Source organism: Streptomyces sp. NPDC104309, assembly GCF_055584025.1.
Genome location: NZ_JBVJMV010000030.1, coordinates 63,571 through 87,685 on the forward strand (window position 1 = coordinate 63,571; position 24,115 = coordinate 87,685).

At 70.4% G+C, this 24,115-nt stretch carries 23 protein-coding genes; 12 read left to right on the forward strand and 11 right to left on the reverse strand.

The window, feature by feature from the left end; all coding sequences use genetic code 11:
* The 7 genes from nadC to ACZ68L_RS32805 all read left to right on the forward strand — a co-directional run bounded on the left by nadC (position 1) and on the right by ACZ68L_RS32805 (position 4,467).
* Positions 1-1,044, forward strand: a complete 1,044-nt coding sequence (nadC, locus tag ACZ68L_RS32775) for a carboxylating nicotinate-nucleotide diphosphorylase (RefSeq protein ID WP_469584300.1) — start codon at positions 1-3, stop codon at positions 1,042-1,044.
* Positions 1,044-1,841: a type III pantothenate kinase gene (locus ACZ68L_RS32780; protein ID WP_114245204.1), complete on the forward strand. Its 798-nt coding sequence runs from the start codon at positions 1,044-1,046 to the stop codon at positions 1,839-1,841. Before nadC ends, ACZ68L_RS32780 begins: the two co-directional genes overlap by 1 nt.
* Positions 1,842-1,978: 137 nt before the next feature.
* A complete protein-coding gene (locus ACZ68L_RS32785) occupies positions 1,979-2,557 on the forward strand; it encodes a hypothetical protein (protein WP_469584407.1) in 579 nt (192 codons plus the stop codon).
* A gap of 61 nt (positions 2,558-2,618) precedes the next feature.
* Entirely contained in the window at positions 2,619-2,798 is a 180-nt protein-coding gene (locus tag ACZ68L_RS32790; RefSeq protein WP_469584303.1) for a hypothetical protein, read from the forward strand.
* A gap of 109 nt (positions 2,799-2,907) precedes the next feature.
* A complete protein-coding gene (locus tag ACZ68L_RS32795; RefSeq protein WP_469584306.1) occupies positions 2,908-3,420 on the forward strand; it encodes a BlaI/MecI/CopY family transcriptional regulator in 513 nt (170 codons plus the stop codon).
* A gap of 9 nt (positions 3,421-3,429) precedes the next feature.
* Positions 3,430-3,987: an amino-acid N-acetyltransferase gene (locus tag ACZ68L_RS32800; RefSeq protein ID WP_469584308.1), complete on the forward strand. Its 558-nt coding sequence runs from the start codon at positions 3,430-3,432 to the stop codon at positions 3,985-3,987.
* A 144-nt stretch (positions 3,988-4,131) separates the two neighbouring features.
* Entirely contained in the window at positions 4,132-4,467 is a 336-nt protein-coding gene (locus tag ACZ68L_RS32805; RefSeq protein ID WP_469584311.1) for a histone-like nucleoid-structuring protein Lsr2, read from the forward strand.
* On the opposite strand, the gene ACZ68L_RS32810 is transcribed toward ACZ68L_RS32805, so the two are convergent.
* Entirely contained in the window at positions 4,446-5,054 is a 609-nt protein-coding gene (locus tag ACZ68L_RS32810) for an SCO3374 family protein (protein WP_469584314.1), read from the reverse strand. The genes ACZ68L_RS32805 and ACZ68L_RS32810 overlap by 22 nt on opposite strands.
* Positions 5,055-5,483: 429 nt before the next feature.
* Here ACZ68L_RS32810 and ACZ68L_RS32815 point away from each other — a divergent pair, with 429 nt between their 5' ends.
* Both ACZ68L_RS32815 and ACZ68L_RS32820 read left to right on the forward strand, forming a co-directional pair.
* Positions 5,484-8,012 carry an ATP-dependent Clp protease ATP-binding subunit gene (locus tag ACZ68L_RS32815; RefSeq protein ID WP_093894034.1) on the forward strand — a complete coding sequence of 843 codons (2,529 nt, stop codon included), beginning with the start codon at positions 5,484-5,486 and terminating at the stop codon, positions 8,010-8,012.
* A 617-nt stretch (positions 8,013-8,629) separates the two neighbouring features.
* A complete protein-coding gene (locus ACZ68L_RS32820; protein WP_469584320.1) occupies positions 8,630-9,319 on the forward strand; it encodes a M23 family metallopeptidase in 690 nt (229 codons plus the stop codon).
* Between the two features lie 20 nt (positions 9,320-9,339).
* Here the strand turns inward: ACZ68L_RS32820 and ACZ68L_RS32825 are convergent, their stop codons facing one another.
* Positions 9,340-9,924, reverse strand: coding sequence for a TetR/AcrR family transcriptional regulator (locus tag ACZ68L_RS32825; RefSeq protein WP_469584323.1), 585 nt, complete (start codon positions 9,922-9,924; stop codon positions 9,340-9,342).
* A gap of 126 nt (positions 9,925-10,050) precedes the next feature.
* Between ACZ68L_RS32825 and ACZ68L_RS32830 the strand changes: the two genes are divergently transcribed.
* Positions 10,051-11,661 carry an MDR family MFS transporter gene (locus tag ACZ68L_RS32830; RefSeq protein ID WP_469584326.1) on the forward strand — a complete coding sequence of 537 codons (1,611 nt, stop codon included), beginning with the start codon at positions 10,051-10,053 and terminating at the stop codon, positions 11,659-11,661.
* Between the two features lie 75 nt (positions 11,662-11,736).
* On the opposite strand, the gene cseC is transcribed toward ACZ68L_RS32830, so the two are convergent.
* The 6 genes from cseC to ACZ68L_RS32860 all read right to left on the reverse strand — a co-directional run bounded on the left by cseC (position 11,737) and on the right by ACZ68L_RS32860 (position 17,071).
* The gene (cseC, locus tag ACZ68L_RS32835) at positions 11,737-13,119 is read right to left on the reverse strand and encodes a two-component system sensor histidine kinase CseC (protein WP_469584329.1); all 1,383 of its coding nucleotides are present in this window, start codon (positions 13,117-13,119) and stop codon (positions 11,737-11,739) included.
* Positions 13,116-13,820, reverse strand: coding sequence for a two-component system response regulator CseB (gene cseB, locus ACZ68L_RS32840; protein WP_469584332.1), 705 nt, complete (start codon positions 13,818-13,820; stop codon positions 13,116-13,118). Before cseB ends, cseC begins: the two co-directional genes overlap by 4 nt.
* A 10-nt stretch (positions 13,821-13,830) precedes the next feature.
* Complete coding sequence (locus ACZ68L_RS32845; protein ID WP_469584335.1) at positions 13,831-14,565, reverse strand: hypothetical protein; 735 nt, start codon at positions 14,563-14,565, stop codon at positions 13,831-13,833.
* Complete coding sequence (locus tag ACZ68L_RS32850) at positions 14,553-15,188, reverse strand: SigE family RNA polymerase sigma factor (RefSeq protein WP_469584337.1); 636 nt, start codon at positions 15,186-15,188, stop codon at positions 14,553-14,555. Before ACZ68L_RS32850 ends, ACZ68L_RS32845 begins: the two co-directional genes overlap by 13 nt.
* Positions 15,189-15,362: 174 nt before the next feature.
* Positions 15,363-16,265 carry an HhH-GPD family protein gene (locus tag ACZ68L_RS32855; RefSeq protein ID WP_469584340.1) on the reverse strand — a complete coding sequence of 301 codons (903 nt, stop codon included), beginning with the start codon at positions 16,263-16,265 and terminating at the stop codon, positions 15,363-15,365.
* Positions 16,266-16,411: 146 nt separating this feature from the next.
* Positions 16,412-17,071, reverse strand: a complete 660-nt coding sequence (locus tag ACZ68L_RS32860; RefSeq protein WP_469584344.1) for a phosphatase PAP2 family protein — start codon at positions 17,069-17,071, stop codon at positions 16,412-16,414.
* Between the two features lie 173 nt (positions 17,072-17,244).
* Here ACZ68L_RS32860 and ACZ68L_RS32865 point away from each other — a divergent pair, with 173 nt between their 5' ends.
* Positions 17,245-18,060 (forward strand): hypothetical protein, encoded by an 816-nt coding sequence (locus ACZ68L_RS32865; RefSeq protein ID WP_469584346.1) that lies wholly within the window; start codon positions 17,245-17,247, stop codon positions 18,058-18,060.
* Between the two features lie 193 nt (positions 18,061-18,253).
* Here the strand turns inward: ACZ68L_RS32865 and disA are convergent, their stop codons facing one another.
* Positions 18,254-19,378: a DNA integrity scanning diadenylate cyclase DisA gene (gene disA, locus ACZ68L_RS32870; RefSeq protein WP_469584349.1), complete on the reverse strand. Its 1,125-nt coding sequence runs from the start codon at positions 19,376-19,378 to the stop codon at positions 18,254-18,256.
* Between the two features lie 80 nt (positions 19,379-19,458).
* The gene (gene radA / locus ACZ68L_RS32875) at positions 19,459-20,871 is read right to left on the reverse strand and encodes a DNA repair protein RadA (RefSeq protein WP_361446929.1); all 1,413 of its coding nucleotides are present in this window, start codon (positions 20,869-20,871) and stop codon (positions 19,459-19,461) included.
* Between the two features lie 252 nt (positions 20,872-21,123).
* Between radA and ACZ68L_RS32880 the strand changes: the two genes are divergently transcribed.
* Positions 21,124-22,986, forward strand: coding sequence for a BACON domain-containing protein (locus ACZ68L_RS32880; protein WP_469584352.1), 1,863 nt, complete (start codon positions 21,124-21,126; stop codon positions 22,984-22,986).
* Positions 22,987-23,256: 270 nt separating this feature from the next.
* On the opposite strand, the gene ACZ68L_RS32885 is transcribed toward ACZ68L_RS32880, so the two are convergent.
* A complete protein-coding gene (locus tag ACZ68L_RS32885; RefSeq protein WP_469584357.1) occupies positions 23,257-24,099 on the reverse strand; it encodes a DUF3109 family protein in 843 nt (280 codons plus the stop codon).
* Positions 24,100-24,115 lie beyond the last annotated feature (16 nt).

Genomic DNA, 24,115 nt, shown 5'->3' on the forward strand with positions numbered 1-24,115 from the left:
GTGAGCACGCCCGAAGAGAATCCGCGCCCCACACCCGTGGACGTACCGCTGATCCAGATCGGCGCGCCCGCACCGTCCGCGGGCGGCTGCGGGGACGGCTGCGGCTGCGGCGCGGACGAGCTCTACGAGCTCAACCCGCTGGAGTGCGGTCTCGACCCCGACCTCGCCCAGCTCCTCGCCGACGCCGGCCTGGACCCGGTCCAGGTCGAGGACGTCGCGCACGTCGCCATCGAGGAGGACCTCGACGGCGGTGTCGACGTCACCACCGTCGCGACCGTCTCCGAGGACGCCGTGGCCACCGGCGACTTCACCGCCCGGGAGGCGGGCGTGGTGGCGGGTCTGCGCGTCGCCGAGGCCGTCCTGTCCATCGTCTGCACGGACGAGTTCGCGGTCGAGCGCCACGTCGAGGACGGCGACCGCGTCGTCCCCGGCCAGAAGCTGCTGACCGTCACCACCCGCACCCGCGACCTGCTCACCGGCGAGCGCAGCGCGCTCAACCTGCTCTGCAGGCTCTCCGGCATCGCGACCGCCACCCGCGCCTGGGCCGATGTGCTCGAAGGCACCAAGGCCGAGGTCCGCGACACCCGCAAGACCACGCCGGGCCTGCGCGCCATGGAGAAGTACGCGGTGCGCTGCGGCGGCGGCGTCAACCACCGCATGTCGCTGTCGGACGCGGCGCTGGTCAAGGACAACCACGTCGTCGCGGCGGGCGGTGTGGCCGAGGCCTTCAAGCGGGTACGGGACGAATTCCCGGACGTACCGATCGAGGTCGAGGTCGACACCCTGCAGCAGGTCCGCGAGGTCATCGAGGCGGGAGCCGATCTGATCCTGCTGGACAACTTCACCCCGCTGCAGACGGCCGAGGCGGTCGCGCTGGTCAGTGGGCGCGCGGTCCTGGAGTCCTCCGGCCGGCTCTCCCTCGACACCGCGCGCGCCTACGCGGAGGCGGGCGTCGACTACCTGGCCGTCGGCGCGCTCACCCACTCCTCGCCGATCCTCGACATCGGCCTGGACTTCCGCGACACCGACGGGGCCGGCGTCTGATGCTGCTCACCATCGACGTCGGCAACACCCACACCGTGCTCGGCCTGTTCGACGGTGAGGAGATCGTCGAGCACTGGCGGATCTCCACCGACGCCCGCCGCACCGCGGACGAACTCGCGGTTCTGCTCCAGGGGCTGATGGGCATGCACCCGCTGCTCGGCGAGGAGCTGGGCGACGGCATCGAGGGCATCGCGATCTGCTCCACGGTCCCGGCCGTCCTCCACGAGCTGCGCGAGGTGACCCGCCGCTATTACGGCGACGTCCCCGCGGTCCTCGTCGAGCCGGGCATCAAGACCGGGGTGCCGATCCTGATGGACAACCCGAAGGAGGTCGGCGCGGACCGCATCATCAACGCGGTCGCCGCCGTCGACCTGTACGGCGGTCCGGCGATCGTCGTCGACTTCGGTACGGCCACGACCTTCGACGCGGTGTCCGCCCGGGGCGAGTACACCGGCGGCGTGATCGCCCCCGGCATCGAGATCTCGGTCGAGGCGCTCGGTGTCAAGGGTGCCCAGCTCCGCAAGATCGAGCTGGCCCGGCCGCGCAGCGTGATCGGCAAGAACACGGTCGAGGCGATGCAGTCGGGCATCATCTACGGCTTCGCCGGCCAGGTCGACGGTGTCGTCGCGCGGATGAAGAAGGAGCTGGCGGCCGACCCCGACGACGTCACCGTCATCGCGACGGGCGGCCTTGCGCCGATGGTGTTGGGCGAGTCCTCCGTCATCGACGAGCACGAGCCCTGGCTCACTCTCATCGGGCTGCGCCTGGTGTACGAGCGGAATGTGTCCCGGATGTAGCGGATGCGGGGCGTACCTGCGGGAACGGTCCGGCGTGGCGGGGCCGACGCCGCGCCGCCGACGGCCAGCTAAGAGGATTTTGTCCAATTAGCACGTATTGTCGCTTCATGCCCACGCCTTACGGATCACGCGGCGGTATGGCGTTCAGCGCGGACGAGCTGCGGGTGCTCCGACGTGCCCTCGCCATCGCCCTTCACCCCAAGCCCCTGCCCGACGAGGACGTCCAGGACTGCCTGCGACTGGCGGGCGCCGTGGACGAGGCGGTCGGCGAGGCGGGACGGCTGCGCACGTTCCTCCTCGCCGACCTCGTCCGCTACCGCAACGCCCTCCCCGGCTCCGTCGGTGGTTACCTGGAGCTGCTCCAGGACGCCCTGGCGGGCGGATACGACCCTCGTCCCGACGACCTGGCCGCGCTGCGCGCCCTGCGTCACAGACCGGTGGCCGCGGCGCTGCTGGAGCGCTGTCAGATGCTCGCGGAGCGCTCGGTACGGGCCCGCCTGGCCGGACGTGCCGCGCCGGCGGCGGCCCCGGCGCCCCGCAGTCGTCTCCTGGCCCTGCCCGGCGGCCGGGCGGCCGACCCCGAACCCGAACGGCCCAAGGCCCCGGCGGCCCCGCCCCGGCCGGTCCCGCCCTCCGAGCGCCCGGCGCCCAAGCCTTCCGAGGTCTTCCCGCCCCGCAAGCCCGCCCCGCCGCGGCAGCAGCGGGCCGCGGGGTAGCCGCGCCGCAACTCGGAGGGGGCGCGCGGAAGTCCGTACCGGCCTCGCTACTCTGGACGGCATGGACTACGTATCCGCGCTCGTGCCCCCCGTGGTGATGGCCGCCTTCTTCATCGGCCTCGTCGTGACGATCGTCAAGAGCCAGGGCGGTCCCAACAAGGCCAAGGAGGACGCGGCCGTGGATCTGGCGGTCGCCCGCGCCGAGTCCGTCCAGCAGGCTCCGCGGACCGACGGCGTCTGACTCCCCGCACCTCGCAGTACCCGAAGGGCGCACGGCTCGTCAGGAGCCGTGCGCCCTTTCGCTGTGTAAATAACCAGGCATTTCAGGCATCTGGCACTAAAGTGACATTGTGCCCCGCCAATTGGGAGAACTGGAAGACGCCGTGATGACACGGGTCTGGCAATGGAACCGCCCGGTCACTGTGCGGGAAGTCCTTGAGGACCTTCAGCAGGAACGCTCCATCGCCTACACCACCGTCATGACGGTAATGGACAATCTCCATCAGAAGGGCTGGGTGCGCAGGGAAGTCGACGGCCGCGCATATCGATATACGGCGGTCTCCACCCGCGCCGCCTACTCGGCCGCACTGATGAACGAAGCCTGGTCGCGGAGCGACAACCCGGCCGCCGCTCTTGTCGCCTTCTTCGGCATGATGTCCGCCGAGCAGCGAGAGGCACTCGCGGACGCCATGCGGATCGTCCGCCCCGGACTGCCCGGGGCCCCCGGGCGGCCGGCCGGAGAAGCGGTCGACGGGGCGGTGGGCGAACCGGGCGATGAACCCGGGGACGAACCGGCCGATGAAGCCGCCGGAGAAGCGGCCGAAGATCCGGCCGATGACGCGGGCCCGGAGACCGGGCGATAGCGTCGGGGTATGTCCTCCGAGCTTCCGCATACCGATTTCCGTACCGAACCGTCGGTTATAAACGTGGCCATCACTGTCCGCCGTGCCAGGACCAGCGATGTCGCATCGGTCCGCCGTCTCCTCGACGGGTACGTACGTGAAGGCATCCTGCTCGACAAAGCAACGGTGACGCTTTACGAGGACATCCAGGAGTTCTGGATCGCGGAACGCGATGAGGACGGCCGGGTCATCGGCTGCGGTGCACTGCACGTGATGTGGGAAGACCTCGCCGAAGTGCGCACTCTCGCCGTCGATCACGGCATCAGGGGCGCCGGAGTCGGGCATCAAGTACTGGACAAGTTGTTGCAGACCGCCCGTTGGCTGGGCGTACGGCGGGTTTTCTGTCTCACCTTCGAAGTCGACTTCTTCGCGAAGCACGGCTTCGTGGAGATCGGAGAGACGCCGGTCGACGGAGATGTCTACAGCGAGCTGCTGCGTTCCTATGACGAAGGTGTAGCAGAGTTCCTGGGTCTCGAACGAGTGAAGCCGAACACCTTGGGCAACAGCCGGATGCTTCTGCACCTGTGACCGTCACAAGAAGCCGTCGCCCTATGTCCGAATCGCGCATGTTTCCCGTCTTCTTGCGATCCTGAACCTCTCCCGGGGGTTTGTGTTTTCCGGGGAAAAGCGGTTTCCTTTCCGCGTACTGCATTTTCGATGAAAGGAAATCCGGTGGCACAGAAGGTTCAGGTCCTTCTTGTCGATGACCTCGACGGTGGCGAGGCGGACGAGACGGTCACGTTCGCTCTGGATGGCAAGACCTACGAGATTGACCTCACCACGAGTAACGCGGACAAGCTCCGTGGTCTTCTTGAGCCGTACACCAAGGGCGGTCGGCGTACGGGCGGCCGCGCGGCGGCCGGCCGTGGCAAGGGCCGCGCCGTCACCAGCGGCAACAAGGACACTGCGGAGATCCGTAGGTGGGCCCGCGAGAACGGCCACAATGTGAATGACCGCGGCCGTGTTCCCGCGGAGATCCGCGAGGCTTACGAGAAGGCCAACGGCTGAGCTGTCGACCCATCGGTCGACCGCCCCGTTCGGGCGCGCATCAACCGGGCCCGGTGGCATTCCGTGGCCACCGCGTCCACGAGCCGTACGAGATCGGGAGCATCCCCACCCCTGCTCCCGAGGCCGACGAGGGCCGGGAGTTCCGGCTCCCCCTCGTGCCGCAGCCCGGGGGGCCGCAGCCATACGGCGGCCCCCGACCGGCCGGCCGGTCGTCCGGGCGGCGTCGGCGCGGTGATCCGGCCGCCCGTGCCGATGGCGGCCAGTGAGAGGGCGACCCCGCCCCACTCCAGCCAGTCGAGCAGCCCGGGCAGTTCGTCGGCGCTTCCCGCCGCCACCAGCAGGCTCATCCATCCGCCGGACAGCGCCACGGGTCCGGTGCGGCCAGCCCGCCGCAGTGCCGCACGGCCGGCGGCCGCGGGCACTTCGAGGACGTCGAACCGCAGCCCGGTCAGCAAACGCACCGGTGCGGTGCCCTCCGTAGGCCAGCCGAGCTCGCGCTCGTACCACCGCGCCCACTGCGCGCAACCGGCGTGAGTCTTCCGCGTGTCGGAGGGCGACGGCGTGGGCGGCGGGACGGTGACGGACATGCCGGAAGAACGGCCGAGCCGCCCCGAGGGTTACGCAGGGTCCGTGAACGGGTGCGTAGCGTGTCCGGAATGGGGGCGTAGAGACGCATTCGGGAGCGCAAAGATGTTCGCCCGTAGCGGAGGGAACCGGCGCGCGCCGCATGGACTGTCTGTAATTACGGGTAAGACATCCCTAGTGGGGAGGGGCGACACGCAGGCTCGGGCATCTCACGTTCGCCATCGGCGTACTGGCGAAGGGGGTATCTGCCTGGCCTGCGGGAACATCGTCTCGCACCATCGGGTTGGAGCAGATGTCGGCGTTCGAGGTCAGGAGGCCAAGGACGGTGTCGGCAGTTGGAATGAGCGGTCCCCGCTTGCGGGACTAAGCTGCGGAAGGACAGGGAGGGGACCGACCCCTTACTGCCTGACCGCTCTGAGGAGCGATTAACGATGTTCGAGAGGTTCACCGACCGCGCGCGGCGGGTTGTCGTCCTGGCTCAGGAAGAAGCCCGGATGCTCAACCACAACTACATCGGCACCGAGCACATCCTCCTGGGCCTTATCCACGAGGGTGAGGGTGTCGCCGCTAAGGCCCTGGAGAGCCTCGGGATTTCGCTCGAGGCGGTCCGCCAGCAGGTGGAGGAGATCATCGGTCAGGGCCAGCAGGCCCCGTCCGGCCACATCCCCTTCACCCCCCGGGCCAAGAAGGTCCTGGAGCTGTCGCTCCGCGAGGCCCTTCAGCTCGGCCACAACTACATCGGCACCGAGCACATCCTGCTCGGCCTGATCCGCGAGGGCGAGGGCGTCGCGGCCCAGGTCCTCGTGAAGCTGGGCGCCGACCTGAACCGGGTGCGGCAGCAGGTCATCCAGCTGCTCTCCGGGTACTCCGGCGGCAAGGAGGCGGCAACCGCGGGCGGCCCCGCGGAAGGCACCCCCTCCACGTCCCTGGTGCTCGACCAGTTCGGCCGGAATCTCACCCAGGCTGCTCGCGAATCCAAGCTCGACCCGGTCATCGGGCGCGAGAAGGAGATCGAGCGGGTCATGCAGGTGCTCTCCCGCCGTACCAAGAACAACCCGGTTCTCATCGGCGAGCCCGGCGTCGGCAAGACGGCGGTCGTCGAAGGACTGGCGCAGGCCATCGTCAAGGGCGAGGTGCCCGAGACTCTCAAGGACAAGCACCTCTACACCCTCGACCTCGGTGCGCTGGTCGCCGGCTCCCGCTACCGCGGTGACTTCGAGGAGCGCCTGAAGAAGGTCCTCAAGGAGATCCGCACCCGCGGCGACATCATCCTGTTCATCGACGAGCTCCACACCCTGGTGGGTGCGGGCGCCGCCGAGGGCGCGATCGACGCCGCCAGCATCCTCAAGCCGATGCTGGCCCGCGGCGAGCTGCAGACCATCGGTGCCACGACGCTCGACGAGTACCGCAAGCACCTGGAGAAGGACGCCGCTCTTGAGCGCCGCTTCCAGCCCATCCAGGTCGCGGAGCCGTCGCTGCCGCACACCATCGAGATCCTCAAGGGTCTGCGCGACCGCTACGAGGCCCACCACCGCGTCTCCATCACGGACGAGGCGCTGGTCCAGGCCGCGACGCTGGCGGACCGGTACATCTCGGACCGGTTCCTGCCGGACAAGGCGATCGACCTGATCGACGAGGCCGGTTCCCGGATGCGCATCCGCCGGATGACCGCGCCGCCGGACCTCCGCGAGTTCGACGAGAAGATCGCGGGCGTCCGCCGCGACAAGGAGTCCGCGATCGACTCGCAGGACTTCGAGAAGGCCGCGTCCCTGCGGGACAAGGAGAAGCAGCTCCTCGCCGCGAAGACCAAGCGCGAGAAGGAGTGGAAGGCCGGCGACATGGACGTCGTGGCCGAGGTCGACGGCGAGCTGATCGCCGAGGTCCTGGCCACCGCGACCGGCATCCCGGTCTTCAAGCTGACGGAGGAGGAGTCCTCCCGTCTGCTGCGCATGGAGGACGAGCTCCACAAGCGCGTCATCGGCCAGAAGGACGCCATCAAGGCCCTCTCGCAGGCGATCCGCCGTACGCGGGCCGGTCTGAAGGACCCGAAGCGCCCCGGTGGCTCGTTCATCTTCGCCGGCCCGTCCGGTGTCGGTAAGACGGAGCTCTCCAAGACGCTCGCCGAATTCCTCTTCGGCGACGAGGACGCGCTGATCGCGCTCGACATGTCGGAGTTCAGCGAGAAGCACACGGTTTCCCGCCTCTTCGGTTCTCCCCCCGGTTACGTGGGTTACGAAGAGGGCGGCCAGCTCACCGAGAAGGTGCGCCGCAAGCCGTTCTCCGTCGTCCTCTTCGACGAGGTCGAGAAGGCCCACCCCGATATCTTCAATTCCCTGCTCCAGATTCTGGAAGACGGTCGTCTGACCGACTCCCAGGGACGGGTCGTGGACTTCAAGAACACGGTCATCATCATGACGACCAACCTCGGGACCCGGGACATCTCCAAGGGCTTCAACCTGGGCTTCGCCGCCCAGGGCGACGTCAAGACCGGCTACGAGCGGATGAAGAACAAGGTCAACGAAGAGCTCAAGCAGCACTTCCGCCCCGAGTTCCTCAACCGTGTCGACGACACGGTCGTCTTCCACCAGCTCACCGAGGAAGACATCATCCAGATCGTCGACCTCATGCTGGCCAAGGTGGACGAGCGCCTGAAGGACCGCGACATGGGCATCGAGCTGAGCTCGGAAGCCAAGTCGCTCCTGGCGAAGAAGGGCTACGACCCCGTGATGGGCGCCCGGCCCCTGCGCCGGACGATCCAGCGCGAGATCGAGGACATCCTCTCCGAGAAGATCCTCTTCGGTGAGCTGCGCCCCGGTCACATCGTGGTCGTCGGCACCGAGGGCGAGGGTGAGGAGAAGAAGTTCACCTTCCGCGGCGAGGAGAAGTCGGCTCTGCCCGACGTCCCCCCGATCGAGCAGGCGGCGGGCGGTGCGGGTCCGAACATGTCGAAGGACGTGTAAGGACGCCACCGAGCGCCTGAGCGCCTGAAGGGGCTGCCCCGGAACCGTTGAGAAACGGTCCGGGGCAGCCCCTTTTCCGTGTGGCAGCGACCGTGCCGTGCGGGGCGGTCGCGGTCGGTGGCCGCTGCGGCTCGTCGACGGCGTGCGGCTCCGCGACGGCGTGCGGCATCGGCCGGGTCGGCGTGACGGCCGCCGATCGCGCTGTCGGCACGCGGCGGACGGCCCGGATCGGGCGGCTCCAGGACCCTCCGGCGGTGACAAGGCACACAGCCCGTTCCGCCCCTACTACCAGCGATAGGGGAGGGCGCCGCGATCCCGGCAGGGACCTTCGGCCCGGTGTGGAGAGGGGCTCTCGGCGCCGGAACGAGAGAGGCCTGGATCGCCGGGTCTGGTTCGGTTCGAGCGGTTTGGAGCTGGGGTTAAACCTGCCCGGAACGAGAGTTTCAGTGGGCCCGGACGCGGGGTGCGCGAAGTCGGAATCGGCGCATTCCCGAGCTGCCGGATACGGCTTTTGTTCGTAGATGGGGCGTTTGGGTATCGGCGGGGGTGCGGGTTACCAAGGGATGGCCAGCTCGACGGAAGCGTCGGGTCCAGTCATCTCCGGAGGTTCTCCGCTTATGTCGAAGCGCGTTTCGTTCCAGCACTCCCGTCGCCCGTCCCTGTCCCGTGTCCGTGGCGCCGTGGTGGCGGCCGGTCTGGGGACGTCGATGGTTCTCGGCGCGGGTGCTGCGTTCGCGGCCGGCACGACGGGTGCCCCCGACACCGCGAATCTGATCAGCACCGGCGCGGCCGACTCCGTCGCCGCGCAGGCGGCCTCGCAGGGCAAGGCGGCCAAGGCGGCCAAGGCCGAGCGTGCGGCGGCCGAGAAGGCGGCCGCGAAGAAGGCCACCGCCTGGAAGATCCCGGTGGGTCACTACGCGCTGAGTGCGAGCTTCGGCAGCGACGGCTCCCGCTGGGCCCACAAGCACTCCGGTCAGGACTTCGCCGTCCCGATCGGCACCAAGGTCGAGGCCGCGCACGGCGGTACCGTCGTGAAGGCCGGCCCGAACGGCGGCGGCGACGGCCCCGCGTACGGCAACGCCATCGTGATCCGCCACGGCAACGGCACGTACTCGCAGTACGCCCACCTGTCGAAGATCGATGTGCGCATAGGCCAGACCGTGAAGACGGGCGAGAAGATCGCCCTCTCCGGCAACACCGGCAACTCCAGCGGCCCGCACCTGCACTTCGAGATCCGGACCACCCCGAACTACGGTTCCGCGATCAACCCGGTCTCGTTCCTGTACAAGGAGGGCGTCAGGGTCTGACCTGACCGGACGTACCCCCGCTACTCCGCGGACCCCGGGCTGTCCGCCCGGGTGATCAGTTCGAAGGCGACTTCGAGGACGGCCCTGCGCTTCTCCTCGGGGTCGCCTTCGATGTCCTTCAGGGCGAACATGCCCGCGTGCATCGTGAAGAGCGCGGTGAAGCAGCGCACCTGGTCGGCCAGTGACGCGTCGGGTTCCTTGATCAGGTCGACCAGACCGATGATGCGGCCCTTGATGGTCTTTCCGATGCTGAGGTCCCGCACGGTCGCCTGGTTCTCCTGCATGAAGCGGAAGAGCGGGGCCGCGGCGGTCAGGGCCTCGCTGTAGCGGCGCAGGATCTCCTTCTTCGTCTCCAGGGTGTGGGGCCGGTCCCTGCCCCACTCGATCAGCTCCTCGACCGGCCGGTTGAGGTCCTCGAAGATGCTGACCAGGATGTCTTCCTTGGTCTTGAAGTGGTAGTACAGCGCGGCCTTGGTGACCTCCAGCCGCTCGGAGATCTCCCGCAGCGAGGTCTTCTCGTAGCCCTGTTCGGCGAAGAGCTCCAGGGCGACGTCCTGAATGCGCTGGCGCGTGTTGCCCCGGCGTGCCTGCGGCGTGCTGCCCATGGCGCTCTCCCTAAAAAACTTACTTGACGCCCGGCTAGTTACGCGTCTACTTTCCCCAGTGTAGTCAACTAGCCGGGCGGCAAGTAAGTGCCCTGGCGCGCATCGGGGATCAGGGGAGTGGGGACCATGGCGGAGCTGAAGAAGGCGACGGGTGGAGAGGCGGGTGACCGGCCGGCCGGGAAACCCGGGAAACAGCAGCGCAGCGTCCGGGTGGTGATGCTCGCCCTGATGATCACGATGCTGCTCGCCATGCTGGACAACCTGATAGTCGGCACGGCCATGCCGACCATCGTCGGCGACCTCGGCGGCCTGGAGCATCTGTCCTGGGTCGTCACCGCGTACACCCTGGCCACCGCCGCCTCCACCCCCATCTGGGGCAAGCTCGGCGACATGTACGGGCGCAAGCGTGTCTTCCTCACGGCCATCGTGCTCTTCCTGATCGGCTCGGTCCTGAGCGGCATGGCCCAGGACATGGGCCAGCTGATCGGTTTCCGGGCGGTCCAGGGGCTCGGCGCGGGCGGCCTGATGGTCGGCGTCATGGCGATCATCGGCGACCTGGTGCCGCCCCGCGAGCGCGGCAAGTACCAGGGCATGATGGCCGGCGTCATGGCCATCGCGATGATCGGCGGACCGCTGGTCGGCGGCACCATCACCGACCACCTCGGCTGGCGCTGGAGCTTCTACATCAACCTGCCGCTGGGCGCGGTCGCCCTGACCATGGTCACCCTCGTACTTCACCTGCCGAAGCGGGAGCGCGCCGAGGTGAAGATCGACTACCTCGGTGCGGGGCTGCTGACCGTCGGCATCACCGCGATCGTGCTGGTCACCACCTGGGGTGGTTCGGAGTACGCCTGGGACTCCGCCGTGATCGTGGAGCTCATCGCGATCGGTGCCGCCTCGCTCACCGGCTTCTACTTCGTCGAGAAGCAGGCCGCAGAACCGATTATTCCGCTCCACATATTCCGCAACCGCAACTTCACCCTGATGTCCGTCGTCGGCTTCATGTCGGGCTTCGTGATGTTCGGCGCGGTGCTCTTCCTGCCGCTGTACCAGCAGTCCGTCCAGGGCGCGTCGGCGACCAACTCGGGTCTGCTGCTCCTGCCGATGCTGCTGTCGATGATGGTCGTCTCGCTGATCGCGGGACGGGTCACCACCAGCACCGGCAAGTACAAGATCTTCCCGATCCTGGGCTCGGTCCTGATGGTGGCCGGTCTGTTCCTGCTCTCGCGGATGGACACCGGCACCACGCGGCTCACCTCGGGCATCTACATGGCGGTGCTCGGCGCGGGCATGGGCTTCCTGATGCAGATCACGATGCTCGTCGCGCAGAACAGCGTGGAGATGAAGGACATGGGAGTCGCCTCCTCCGCGACCACCCTCTTCCGCACGCTCGGCAGCTCCTTCGGTGTCGCGATCATGGGTGCCCTGTTCACCGGCCGGGTGCAGGACGAGATGGCCGCCCGCGGCGGCGGGGCGGTCACCGCGAAGTCCGCCCAGCTGGACGCGTCGAGCCTGGCGAAGCTGCCGGACGCGGTGCGTGAGGCGTACCAGTTCGCGGTGTCGTCCGGTACGCACATCGCGTTCCTGGTGGGCGCCTCGGTCGGAGTGATCGCCCTCGTCGCTTCGGTGTTCGTCAAGGAGGTGCCGCTGCGGGGAGCGGGCCCGGAGACCACGTCGTCGGACGGCGGTGCGGAGCCGGCCGCGGCCACCGGTGCCAAGCAGCCCGAGGCGGTCTGACCCCTTCGCGGTGGTACGAGCGATGCACGAGGAGGCTTCCGGGGCGCACCCCGGGAGCCTCCTTCCGTATCCGGTTCAGCTGCCGGGCTGCTTGCTGCCGGACTCCGCGTTCTTCCCGTCGCCGCTCTCCGGGGTGCGCTGTTCGGACAGGCGCAGGACCGGGAAGCTGCCGGTGTTCGTGGGTGCGTGCTCGGGCAGCCACAGCACTGCGATGGCGCCGCCCGCGCCCTGCGGCGCCCCTTCCGGCGCCGCGTTGCGGAAGGTCAGCCGGGCCCCGAGGACCCGCGCCTGACCGGCCGCGATCGTCAGCCCGAGACCGTGCCCGTGCCCGGCCCGGTCACTGCTTCCGGTACGGAACCGGCTCGGCCCCTCACGCAGCAGCGCCGCGGGGAACCCGGAACCGTGATCGCGGATCCGCACCACCCGTCCCTCGACCGTGACCTCGACCGGTGTGGCGCCGTGCTTGGCGGCGTTCCCCAGCAGATTGCCGAGGATCCGCTCCAGCCGGCGCGGATCGGTGCTGACCCAGGACTCGTGGACGACCTGCACCCGTACATCCGGATCCAGCAGCGTGACGCGCCGGCTGACGAACTCGCCCAGCGCGACCTCCTGCAGCTCGGCCCGCTCCGACGCGCTGTCCAGCCGGGCCACCTCCAGAACGTCCTCGACCAGGGTGCGCATCGCCTGCGCCCGGTCCCGTACGAGCTCGGTGGGACGGCCCGGCGGCAGCAGCTCCGCCGCCGTCAGCAGGCCGGTCACCGGAGTGCGCAGCTCGTGCGCGATGTCCGCGGTGACCCGGCGCTCCGCCTCGATCCGTTCGTTCAACGCGTCCGTCAGCGCGTCCACCGCGCGGGCCAGCTCATCGGTCTCGTCCTGGACGACCCCGCCGACGGCCTCCCTGACCCGTACATCCGTATTGCCCTGCGCGACCCTGCCCGCGGCGGCGGCGGCCTTGCGCAGCCGGCGCGACAGCTGCCCGCCGATCAGCACGCCCAGCGCACAGCTGCCGAGCACCACCGAGACCGAGCCGATGATCAGCGCCCGGTCGAGATCCCCCAGGACCCTGGCGCTGCGGCCGGTGAAACGGGTGTGCAGCGAGAGCACATCGCCGTTGCCGACCGGGACGGCCGCCCACACGTCGGGTCCCCCCTGCTTGAGCTCCTCGACATGCGTGGCGCGCCGGTTCCTGCTGGTCTCCGCGCGCAGGCTGCGCGGCATCAACGGGTCGTTGAGCTTGGCGCCGAACCGGGGGTCGGTCTTCTGCGTCTTCTTAGCCTCGTACAGCAGCTGCGCGTACGTCAGCCGCTCCAGCTGGACCTCGCGGACGTTCTCCAGCATCGAGACCCGGGCGGCGTTGTGGACGACGAAGCTGAGCGCGACGGCGGTCAGCGCGCCGACCGCCGCGATGGCGATGCTGATCTTCCAGCGGACACCCGTCCGCAGCGTCGGCCGCTTCATGGCCTGAGCTTGTAGCCGAAGCCGCGGACCGTCTCGATCCGGTCCTGGCCGATCTTGGTGCGCAACCGCTGCACATGGACGTCCACGACCCGGGTGTCGCCGCCCCACCCGTAGTCCCAGACGCGCTCCAGCAGCTTGTCGCGGGAGAGCACCGTGCCGGGCGCGGCGGAGAACTCCAGCAGCAGCCGCATCTCGGTCGGCGTCAGCGCCACCTGCTCGCTGCCCCGGCGGACCTCCATGCCTTCGGTGTCGACCGCCAGATCGCCGAAGACCAGCACGCCGCCGACGGGCTGCGGCTCCCGTTCCCCGCTGCCCGGCTGCCCGCCCGACGCATGACCGAAGCGGCGCAGCACGGCACGGATCCGGGCGACCAGGACCGCCCCGTCGAAGGGCTTGGTGACGTAGTCGTCGGCACCGGCCTCCAGGCCGAGCACCACATCGATCGAGTCGGCCCGCGCCGACAGCATGATCACGGGGACCGTCGACTCGTCGCGGATGCGACGGCAGAGGCTGACCCCGTCGAGCCCCGGCACCATCACATCGAGCAGGGCGATGTCGGGACGGTCGGCGCGGAACGCGGCGAGGCCCGACAGGCCGTCCGGCATCGCGGTGACCGCGAAACCGTCGCGCTCCAGCGCCAGCTGGGTGGCCTCGCGGATGACGTCGTCGTCCTCGACGAACAGGACGTGGGTCTCGGCCATCGGGCTGCTCTCAGTTCCCCGCCGGTTCCGCGGATTCCGGAAGACCGGCCTCTCCGTTACCGACGGCTCGGTTGAAGTCGTTGTGCACCCGGTCGTGCTCGTTGAACCGGTTGTCCGCCCAGTGGTAGGTGATCACTTCCTCGCCGGAGGGGTACGCGACCGAGTCCTTCTTCCCGTACACCTGGGCCGTCACCACCAGATCACCGCGGTCGATGGTGCCGTACACCGCGGGCTGCTCGATGGCGAACACGTTCTCGTACGTGCCGTTGCTCCGCTGGCGGTACACATAGGTGCCGACCCCCACCGAATCGCCGCAGGTCATCACGTTCACCACGACGTCGGCCGAGGGGCCGCCGGTCAGAGTGCCGTACGAGGTGTCCACCGGGTACTCGGAGCCGCTGCAGGGCTTCAGATCCGTCCTGACCCGCTCGCTGACCTTGGGGTCGTGCTTGAGCAGCGCCACGGGATCGACCCGCGGCGTCGCCTTCGCCGTGGTCGACGGCTCGGTGCTCGGCGTGACCTGGGCGACCGGCTGGGTGCCCGCCGGGCCCTCGTCCCGGGTGCCGGTGCCGCCGGTGGAGCACCCGACGACGAACAGCCCGAAGGCGGCGAGCCCGACCAGGGTCGTGGTGCTCGCCGCCCAGCCGGTCAGGACCTGGCCACGCCGGCCGGTGGCCTCGCGGCCACCGTCGTTCCCGCTGCCGCCACAGTCGCCGCTGTCATCGCTGGCTGTCAGGCCGCGCACCGCTCCCGCCCCCGTTCGTCCACACGCCTGCCCGACTGCATCCGGACCTGCGCCGTTGCCCGCGCACGTACCGGAGCACGGTCGGCCGCGGTCGGTCCCTGCTCCTCCCGGAGCCGGGCCTCCCTGCTCGCTGCCTCACGGCTCTCCAGCTCCTGGCGCAGACGGGCCAGCGCACGGTGCAGCGTGCTCTTCACCGTACCGGCCGACATACCGAGCGCCGCAGCCGTCTCTTCCGTACTCATCTGCTCCCAGTGTCGCAGCACGACGACGCTGCGCTGCTTGGGAGCCAGTACGCCCAGCACATCCATCAGCAGGGCGCGGTCGGCGCGCTGCTCGGTGCCGTCCTCGACGCTCGCGTCGGGCAGCTGTTCGGTGGGGACCTCGTCCAGCTTGCGGGCCCGCCACCACTCGGTACGGGTGTTGATCATGACGCGGCGCAGATAGGCGTCGGCGAGGGACTTGTCGGCGATGCCGTCCCAGCGGCCGTACGTGCGGGCCAGGGCGGTCTGCAGCAGGTCCTGCGCGTCCACCGGGTCGGGTACGAGTCGGCGCGCACTGCGCAGCAGTGCCTCCTGCCGAGTGCGTACGTACTCCTCGAATTCGAGCACCTCGCCCTGCGCCATTACAACCGCCTCCGTCCCCGTAGAACCCCGTCGAACCGCTGTCGGCCACCGATGGGCCGGACCGACGTCGTTGACGGTACGGAGCTGTTGTCACGGGGCTGTGCGGAGCAGCCATACGCCGACGCACGGCTGCCCATCGGTTGTGTAACAGCGGGGGAGAGGGGAGCCCGCGGCTCAGCTCAGCGGCAGCCGGTACTGGCCGCCGGCCAGCGGTTCGACCAGGCCGTCGGCGACCAGTCCGTCCAGCGCGCGGGCGCGCTGCACCGGTTCGTCCCACACCGCGTCCAGTGCCGACTGCGGTACCGGTGTCACGGCCTCGCGCAGTACGGCGAGCAGTCGGCCGCGCACCTGCCGGTCCGTGCCCGCGTACGTCTGACCGCGCCGCGGGGGCCCCTGGTGCGCGGGCTTCCCGGCCAGCCGCCAGGCGCACTGCTCGGCGATCGGGCAGTGGGTGCAGTCCTCGTTCTTGGCGGTGCAGACGAGGGCGCCGAGCTCCATCGTCGCGGCGGCCCAGCGGGCGGCCCGCTCGTCCTCCTCGGGGAGCAGCGCGCGGGCGAGCTTGCGCTCGGCGGCGGTGGTCGCGTTCGGCGGGTACTGGATGCCGGTCGCGGCGCGGGCGAACACCCGGCGGACGTTCGTGTCGAGCACGGCATGCCGCTGTCCGTACGCGAACGAGGCCACGGCCGCCGCGGTGTACTCGCCGATACCGGGCAGCGCGAGCAACTGACCGTGCTCGCTCGGTACGTCGCCGCCGTGCCGTTCCGTTATTGCCTGGGCGGCCCCGTGCAGCCGCAGCGCCCGGCGCGGGTAGCCGAGCCGGCCCCAGGCGCGGACCGCCTCGCCGGGCGGCTCGGCGGCCAGGTCGGCCGGGCGGGGCCAGCGGGCCAGCCACTGTTCGTACACCGGGAGGACCCGGCTGACGGGGGTCTGCTGCAGCATGAACTCGCTCACCATCACACCCCAGGCGCCCGCTTCGGGGCGGCGCCAGGGCAGATCGCGGGCGTGCTGTTCGAACCACCCGATGACGGGAGCGTGGAGGGAGGCGGGGGGCGTCTGTGTCGCAGTCATGGCAGTCATCGCACCGACGATCCTGGCACGGAAGGGCGGACAACGGCTCTGTGCACGGTGGTGTCGTGCCTCGTGAGGGCCCTTGGGGTGATAATGCCACCCGTCTTGTCCCCTCGGTGTCCGGCAACCGGCCCAAGGGGACTCCCTCCGGGCCGTCAGTGCCGTTTGCGCCGCCTCCGGGACCGGCCGGCCGCCGCCGGTGCCGTTCCCGTACCGGGCCCCGAGACCAGGGCCGCCACCGGGGCCCCGCTGCTCCGTACCGTGCGGGCGAGCGACCGTGCCGGGCGGCGCAGCACCGCGACCACCACGGCCGCCAGCGCCGCGCCCAGCAGCAGACCGACCGCCACGTCATGCGGGTAGTGCACCCCGACGAAGACCCGGGAGAAGGCCATCAGCAGGGCCAGCGGCACGGTGAGCCAGGCCAGCCGGGGCCGGGCGATCGCCAGGGCCACGGCTGCCGCGCCGGCGATCGCGGAGTGGTTGCTGGGGAACGACCAGTCGCCCGCCGGCGGACACGGCACCAGCGACGCGGCCGCCCCGGCGACCGCCCTGCACGGGCGTTCCTCGTTCACCAGCGACTTGAACACCTCGCTGCCCACGTAGGCGAAGGCCGTCGCGAGGGGCGCGAGCACCGCCAGGGCCAGGGCGCCCTCGTCCGCCCGGCGGGCGCGCCACCACCCGGTGATGAACAGGACGCCGAAGACCAGAAGGCCGAGCTCCGTCCATATCTCGGCCAGGTGTTGCACCCATGACGGCATGTCATGAGCGAAGTCGGTGATGTCCCGGTAGAGCGGGGCAGTAGATGAACTATCCATGTGACAGAGGGTAGTGAACGAAACGGAGTGGTCGGACGGGACGATTTCGAAAGCCCAACTCGGCCGCGACAACCGGGCGGAACGGGTCGACCCGGGATGATGATCCGCAAAACTTCCGGGCCGGGCGGCGGGTGGGGCGGGAGTCGGCGCCGATCTCTCGTAGAGTTTGCGCCGTGGGATCTTTGCGTAATCCGATCGGGCCGCTTCCCTCCACCATCTACTGGCGACGGAGGGCCGTAGCGGCGACGCTGGTTGCGCTGCTCGCGCTGCTGATCGTATGGGGCGTCACTTCCGGCGGCGGCAAGAAGAACACGGACGACTCCCGTCCCGGCGGCCAGAGTCCCGCGCACGAGATCACTCCCGGCCCCTCCCGGCCGGGTACGGCCATCAGCCAACAGCCCGGCGGACGAGACGAGTCGGACGACACCGGCGGCGGAGACACCGGCGGTACGAGCGCGGGCTCCGACGGCGGCGCGAGCGGCGGCAGCGGCGACGGCGGCACGGGCAGCGGATCGGGCACCGGCGCCGGGGGCGCGGGCGGCAGCGGTGCGGTGACCGGTGAGCAGGTCCCGGCCGGCTCTTCGCTCCCCGACTGCACCTCCGGCGCACTGCAGTTGAGCCTGAGCACCAAACTCAGCTACGGCCCCGACGAGAAGCCGAAGTTCCGGTTGATCGCCAAGAACACCTCGTCCACCGCCTGCAAGGCCGACTTCGGGCCGAAGAGCGCGGTGCTCACCATCACCGAGGCCGGTGGCGACGACAACCAGGTGTGGTCCTCCAAGGACTGCCCGCGCAACGGCGGCAGCCTGCTGCTGAAGGTTCCGGCGGGCGCGACCGTCGTCCACACCGTGGAGTGGGACCGCAAGAAGAGCGTTCCGCAGTGTGCGACGGCGCCCGCGGGGACGGCGGCACCCGGTACGTATCTGGTCGAGGCGAAGGCGCCGGGCGAGCCGTTGCAGCGTGCCTCGTTCCGCCTGGAGAAGGACTGAGTGAAGGATGCGGGCAAGGGCCGGGGAGAAGGCCGGGAAACGGCCGGTGAAGGCCGAGGAGAAGGCAGGCGGAAGGCCGGGAGAGGGCTGGAAGAAGGGCTGAGCGCCGCTGAGCGCCCGAGGAGCGGCCCGTTCCGGACAGCACTTCGGGGCCCGGTCTCCCGGGCCCCGGCGCAGCCTTCTGTCCGTACCGCTACACGTACCGCTCAAGGATCGACGACTCGGCCAGCCGCGACAGCCCCTCGCGCACGCTCCGCGCCCGCGCCTCGCCGACCCCGTCGACCGTCTGGAGATCGTCCACGCTGGCGGCGAGCAGCTTCTGCAGACCGCCGAAGTGCTCCACCAGCCGGTCGATGATCGCCCCGGGCAGCCGCGGAACCTTCGCCAGCAGCCGGAAGCCGCGTGGCGAGACCGCCGAATCCAGCGTCTCCGGCGAGCCGCTGTACCCCAGTGCCCGTGCGACGACCGGGAGTTCGAGCAGCTCGGTGTGGGAGAGCGCGTCGAGTTCGGTGAGGGCCTCGGCGACCGTGCGGGACCGCTTGGCAGTCGGCTCCGGCACGTAGTCGCGCACGACCAGCTCACGCTCCGGCTCGACACCCGCGATCAACTCGTCGAGCTGGAGCGAGAGGAGCCGGCCGTCGGTGCCCAGCTCCACCACGTACTCCGCGATCTCGGTCGCGATCCGGCGGACCATCTCCAGCCGCTGTGCGACGGACGTCACGTCCCGGACCGTCACCAGGTCCTCGATCTCCAGCGCCGAGAGCGTGCCCGCGACCTCGTCGAGCCGGAGCTTGTAGCGCTCCAGGGTGGCGAGTGCCTGGTTGGCGCGGGAGAGGATCGCGGCGGACTCCTCCAGGACCCGGCGCTCGCCGTTCACATACAGCGCGATGAGGCGCATCGACTGCGAGACCGAGACGACCGGGAAGTTGCACTGCTTGGAGACCCGGTCCGCCGTGCGGTGACGGGTGCCGGTCTCCTCGGTGGGGATGGAGGCGTCCGGGACCAGCTGCACACCGGCACGCAGGATCTTGGTCATGTCCTTGTCGAGGATCAGCGCCCCGTCGAGCTTGGCCAGCTCGCGCAGGCGCGTCGCGGTGAACTCCACGTCCAGCACGAATCCGCCGGTGCACATCGACTCGACCGTTCTGTCCATGCCCAGGACGATCAGCCCGCCGGTGTTGCCGCGGAGGATGCGCTCCAGGCCGTCCCGCAGGGCCATTCCGGGCGCGACGGCGGACAACGAGGCGCGCATCAGCGCCTCGTTACCGGTGCTTTGGCCGGACTTTCCGGGCGATGTTGCCCGGTCGCTGGCTGCCACTGCACTCCTCCGGTCACAGGTTTGTGGTGCCCTTGCGTCCCTCATGCCGTTCGTACGGACGGGCGAGACCAGGGCAAAGTCTACCGGCGCGCGTTCTCCTCCTGTGGGGCCTGTGCGCGAGACCGGCGCGGGAGCACCCTCAGCGCATCGCCCATGTTGGCGACTTCTGTGACCTTCATACCGGCCGGGACCTTTCCGGGGTCGGTCGGGACCAGCGCGTGCGTGAAGCCCAGGCGGTGCGCCTCGGCCAGCCTCCGCTGGACCCCTGTGACCCTTCTGACCTCGCCCGCGAGGCCCACTTCGCCGATCGCCACCAGGTTCTTGGGGAGCGGGGTGTCACTGGCCGCGCTGGCCAGTGCCAGTGCGACGGCGAGGTCCGCGGCGGGCTCGGAGAGCTTCACACCGCCGACCGTCGCGCTGTAGATGTCCCGCTTGCCGAGCGAGCTGATCCGGCCGCGCTGCTCCAGAACGGCCAGCATCATCGACACCCGGGACGTCTCCAGGCCGGAGGTGGTGCGCCGGGGTGACGGGATCTGTGAATCGACCGTCAGCGCCTGGACCTCCGCGACGAGCGGGCGCTTGCCCTCCAGAGTGACGGTCAGGCAGGTGCCGGGGACGGGCTCGTCGCGCCGGGTGAGAAAGAGCCCGGACGGGTCGGCGAGGCCCGTGATGCCCTCGTCGTGCAGCTCGAAGCAGCCGACCTCGTCGGTCGCGCCGTATCTGTTCTTGACGCCCCGCACGAGGCGCAGCCGGGCATGGCGGTCGCCCTCGAAGGACAGCACCACGTCGACGAGATGTTCCAGCAGCCGTGGCCCCGCGATCGCCCCGTCCTTGGTGACATGGCCGACCAGGAGCGTCGACATGCCGCGCTCCTTGGAGGCCCGGATGAGCGCACCGGCGACCTCCCGGACCTGCGCCATGCCGCCGGGTGCCCCGTCGATCTCGGGCGAGGCGACGGTCTGTACGGAGTCGAGGACGAGGAGCGACGGCTTGACGGCGTCCAGATGGCCGAGGACCGCGGAGAGGTCGGTCTCGGCTGCGAGGTACAGATGGTCGTTGATCGCCCGGATCCGGTCGGCACGCAGGCGCACCTGGCTCGCGGACTCCTCGGCGGTGACATAGAGCGTGCGGTGGTCGTCGCTCGCGGCCTTCGCGGCCACGTCGAGCAGCAGCGTCGACTTCCCGACGCCCGGCTCGCCCGCGAGCAGCACGACGGCCCCGGGGACGAGACCGCCGCCGAGCACCCGGTCCAGCTCGCCCACGCCGGTCGACCGGGCGGTGGCCTGCCGGCTGTCGACCTGGCCGATGGGGAGCGCGGCCGTGCTGACCCGGCCGGCCGCGGTCGTCCGCACGGCGGGAGCGCCGCCGAACTCCTCGACCGTCCCCCATGCCTGGCATTCGGGGCAGCGGCCGAGCCACTTGGCGGTCGTCCAGCCGCATTCGGTGCAGCGGTAGGACGGCCGGTCCTTCGCGGATTTCGTACGGGCAGCCATGGCGCAACCGTATAGGTGGGGTCGGACAGTGCCGCCGGGCGCGGTCCGGGGCGCCGCCCGACGCGGGTGCGCGCACGTCGACCACCCAGGCACTTCCGCCGGAATGTCTGATTCCGACCCCTCGGATCCCCGGTTTCGGCCTCTTGAACCATGAATTCCTGTCCCCTTTTGAGCGATACGTTCACCCGTAAGGATTAAATGTGCTGAAGAGGCGCTAAAAGCGTGCTGGGTGCTGCCTACGGTCGCCAGGTGATGAGCAGCAGGCTGGAGCCCCCTACGCACACCACCGGCGCACACCGGGCGCGGCGCCGTGCGCCCCACCCCGCGGCGCAGCCTTCGCCGCGGCGGCCTCCCGCACGTTACGAGCCGCATCTCGACGGCCTGTTCACCTACTGCCTCTCCGTGCTCTGCGACCACAACGCCGCCACCGAGGCGCTCGGCGGAGTGCTCGCGATCGCGGAACGACAGGGCGGCCGGTGCCCGGCGGGTGAGGCGGAACGTAAATCCTGGCTGTACGCACTGGCCAGGTGGATGTGTCTGCGCAAGCTCGCCGAGCGGAAACAGGGCCGCCAGGCGCACCGCCACAAGGCCGGGAAGCTGTCGGGAAGGCAGCCGGCCAGGCAGGAGGCGAAGCGGGAACCGAAGCGGGCGGGCGGACCTCCGGGCAAGCTGCCGGGCGGGACGGCCGTGCAGGGGGCGCGCGCGGGACGCCGTACGCCCCCCGCCGCTGTTGCGAAGGCCCCCGCCCCCGCCGGCTTCGCTCCGGGCGGCACCCCGGCGGACAAGGCCCACACCCCCGAATCCGAAGCCGCCGCCGAGGCGCATCGCCGCGAACTCGCCCAGCTGGCCTGGCCCGAGGCCGCGGGTACCACCCCCGAACAGCGCGAAGCGCTCGAACTCGCCGTGCGCCACCGCCTCGCCCCGCGTGCTGTCGCCTCCGTCCTAGGCCTGGAACCCGCGACCGCCCGGGACCTCCTGGCCGCCGCGGCCTGCGAGGTGGAACGGACCCGCGCCGCCCTCGCCGTCGTCGAGACCGGCAACTGTCCCACCGTCGCCCGGCTCACCGGAGAGCACCGCGTCCTGCTCTCCGCCACCCTGCGCCGTGAACTCGTCCGCCACGTCGACGACTGCCCCCGCTGCCGCCGGGCCGCCGAGCGGGCCGGCGCCGAGGGCCCCTGGCCGGGAGCGCCGCTCACCCCGGCCGCCGCGCTGCCGGTCGTCGAGGCACCGCGGCCCTCCGCCTACGTCGCGATGGTCCACGCCCAGCGGAGCCGGTCCGGCGGTCCGCGCTTCGACCGGGCGGGCTTCCCGCTGGACCCGAAGGACCACGCCGCGCGCCGGGACCGGATGCGGGCCAGGGTCGTGACGACGACGGTGGTGGCGACGGTCGTGGCCGCCCCGGTGATCGCGTTGTGGACCGCCTACCGCGGCGCGCCGCAGACCGGCGAGGGCCATGAGGGTTCCTCGGTCACCGCGACCGAGACGGACGTCCGCCACGACGACGGCACTCCGGACGGCCACTACGAGAACGCCGGCAACGCGCGTCCCCAGCCGGGCGCCCGCTTCAAGGACGGCCGCACGCCGGACGTCTCGGCAGAGGTGATCAGCGCGGGTTCGGTGCGGGGCATCGGCGGGCTCACCGTCGAGGCCCGCTCGTCCGGCGGCACGACGGTGATCCGCCTGACCGCCTCGGGCGGCGCCCCCGTCGCCTGGTCGGCCCGCGCGGACGTGTCCTGGCTGCGTCTGAGCAGTTCGTCGGGGACGCTCGCCGCGGGCGAGAGCGTCATGGTCCGCGTCCTCGTGGACCAGCTGCGGGAACCCGCTGGTCCGTGGAGCGCCCGTATCGCCCTCGCCCCTTCGGATTCGGTCGTGGTGATCCGGGGGCGCGGGGCGACGGCACCGTCACCCGGCGGTCCGGAACACCCAGGTCCGCCCGACCCCTCCGGCCCGTCGGCGCCGCCCTCGCCGCATCCCACACAGCCGACCGACCCGACACCCGGCCCGAGCGACCCGACGCCGACACCGACGGACCCGGCCCCGACCGATCCGACCCCGTCCCCCGACCCGCCTACCCCCACCGACTCCGGGACGGGCACGACCACCCCGGCGGGCTGACACGGGACGTCGGGGGCGCGTGGGCCGTCCCGCGTGAAACGAGATGCCCGGTGCGACAGCGAGCCGTCGGGGGCGGCAGCGGTCCGTCCGGCGTGAACAGGCCGCGCACGGCGACACCGGCCGACGCGGAGCGCCTGTCCGACGCACAGGGACCGGTCCCGCGCGAGGCGCCCGGCCGAGCCACCGGGAGGCCCCTCAGCTGTCACGTCGGCCTCAACCGTCAAACCGACCCCTGCTCACGCCCCAGTCGTCGTCGTCACGCACCGGCCCCTACGCCGGGTCCGCCGGGTGCGGTGCCATCGGCAGCAGCGAGGACAGGCGCTCCTCGCACAGCTCGACCAGCCGGTCGTACGCCTCCTTGCCCATCAGCTCGGTGAGCTCCGGCCGGTACGACACGTACACCGGCTCACCGGCCCCGTGCGCGGAGGTCGCCGACGTGCACCACCAGTGCAGATCGTGACCGCCCGGACCCCAGCCCCTGCGGTCGTACTCGCCGATCGACACCTGGAGCACACGGGTGTCGTCGGGCCGGTCGATCCAGTCGTACGTGCGCCGGATCGGCAGCTGCCAGCAGACGTCCGGCTTGGTCTCCAGGGGCTCCTTGCCCTCCCGCAGCGCCAGGATGTGCAGCGAGCAGCCCGCGCCCGCCGCGAACCCGGGACGGTTCTGGAAGATGCACGAACCCTCCCAGCGCCGCGTCTGGCGTTCCCCGTCGTCGTCGACCTCGACCCAGCCCGTCCTGGTGCCGACGTCGTGGAACTGCCACAGATCAGGGGTCAGCCGTGCGACATGGCCGGCCACGCGCTTCTCGTCATCCTTGTCCGAGAAGTGGGCGCCCAGGGTGCAGCATCCGTCGTCCGCGCGGCCCGCCTGGATGCCCTGGCAGCCACTGCCGAAGATGCAGGTCCACCTGGAGGTCAGCCAGGTCAGGTCGCAGCGGAAGACCTGCTCGTCGTCCGCCGGGTCGGGGAACTCGACCCAGGCCCGTGCGAAATCGATACCCGTTTCGTCCTCGGACCGGTTCGGTCCGTTCGCTTCCTGCTGCCGCATCTCCTGCTTCGTTCCCTGCTTCTTCGTGTTTTTGCCCGGCTTCGCCTTTTTCGTCTTTGGCACGGGCCAAGAGTAAGTC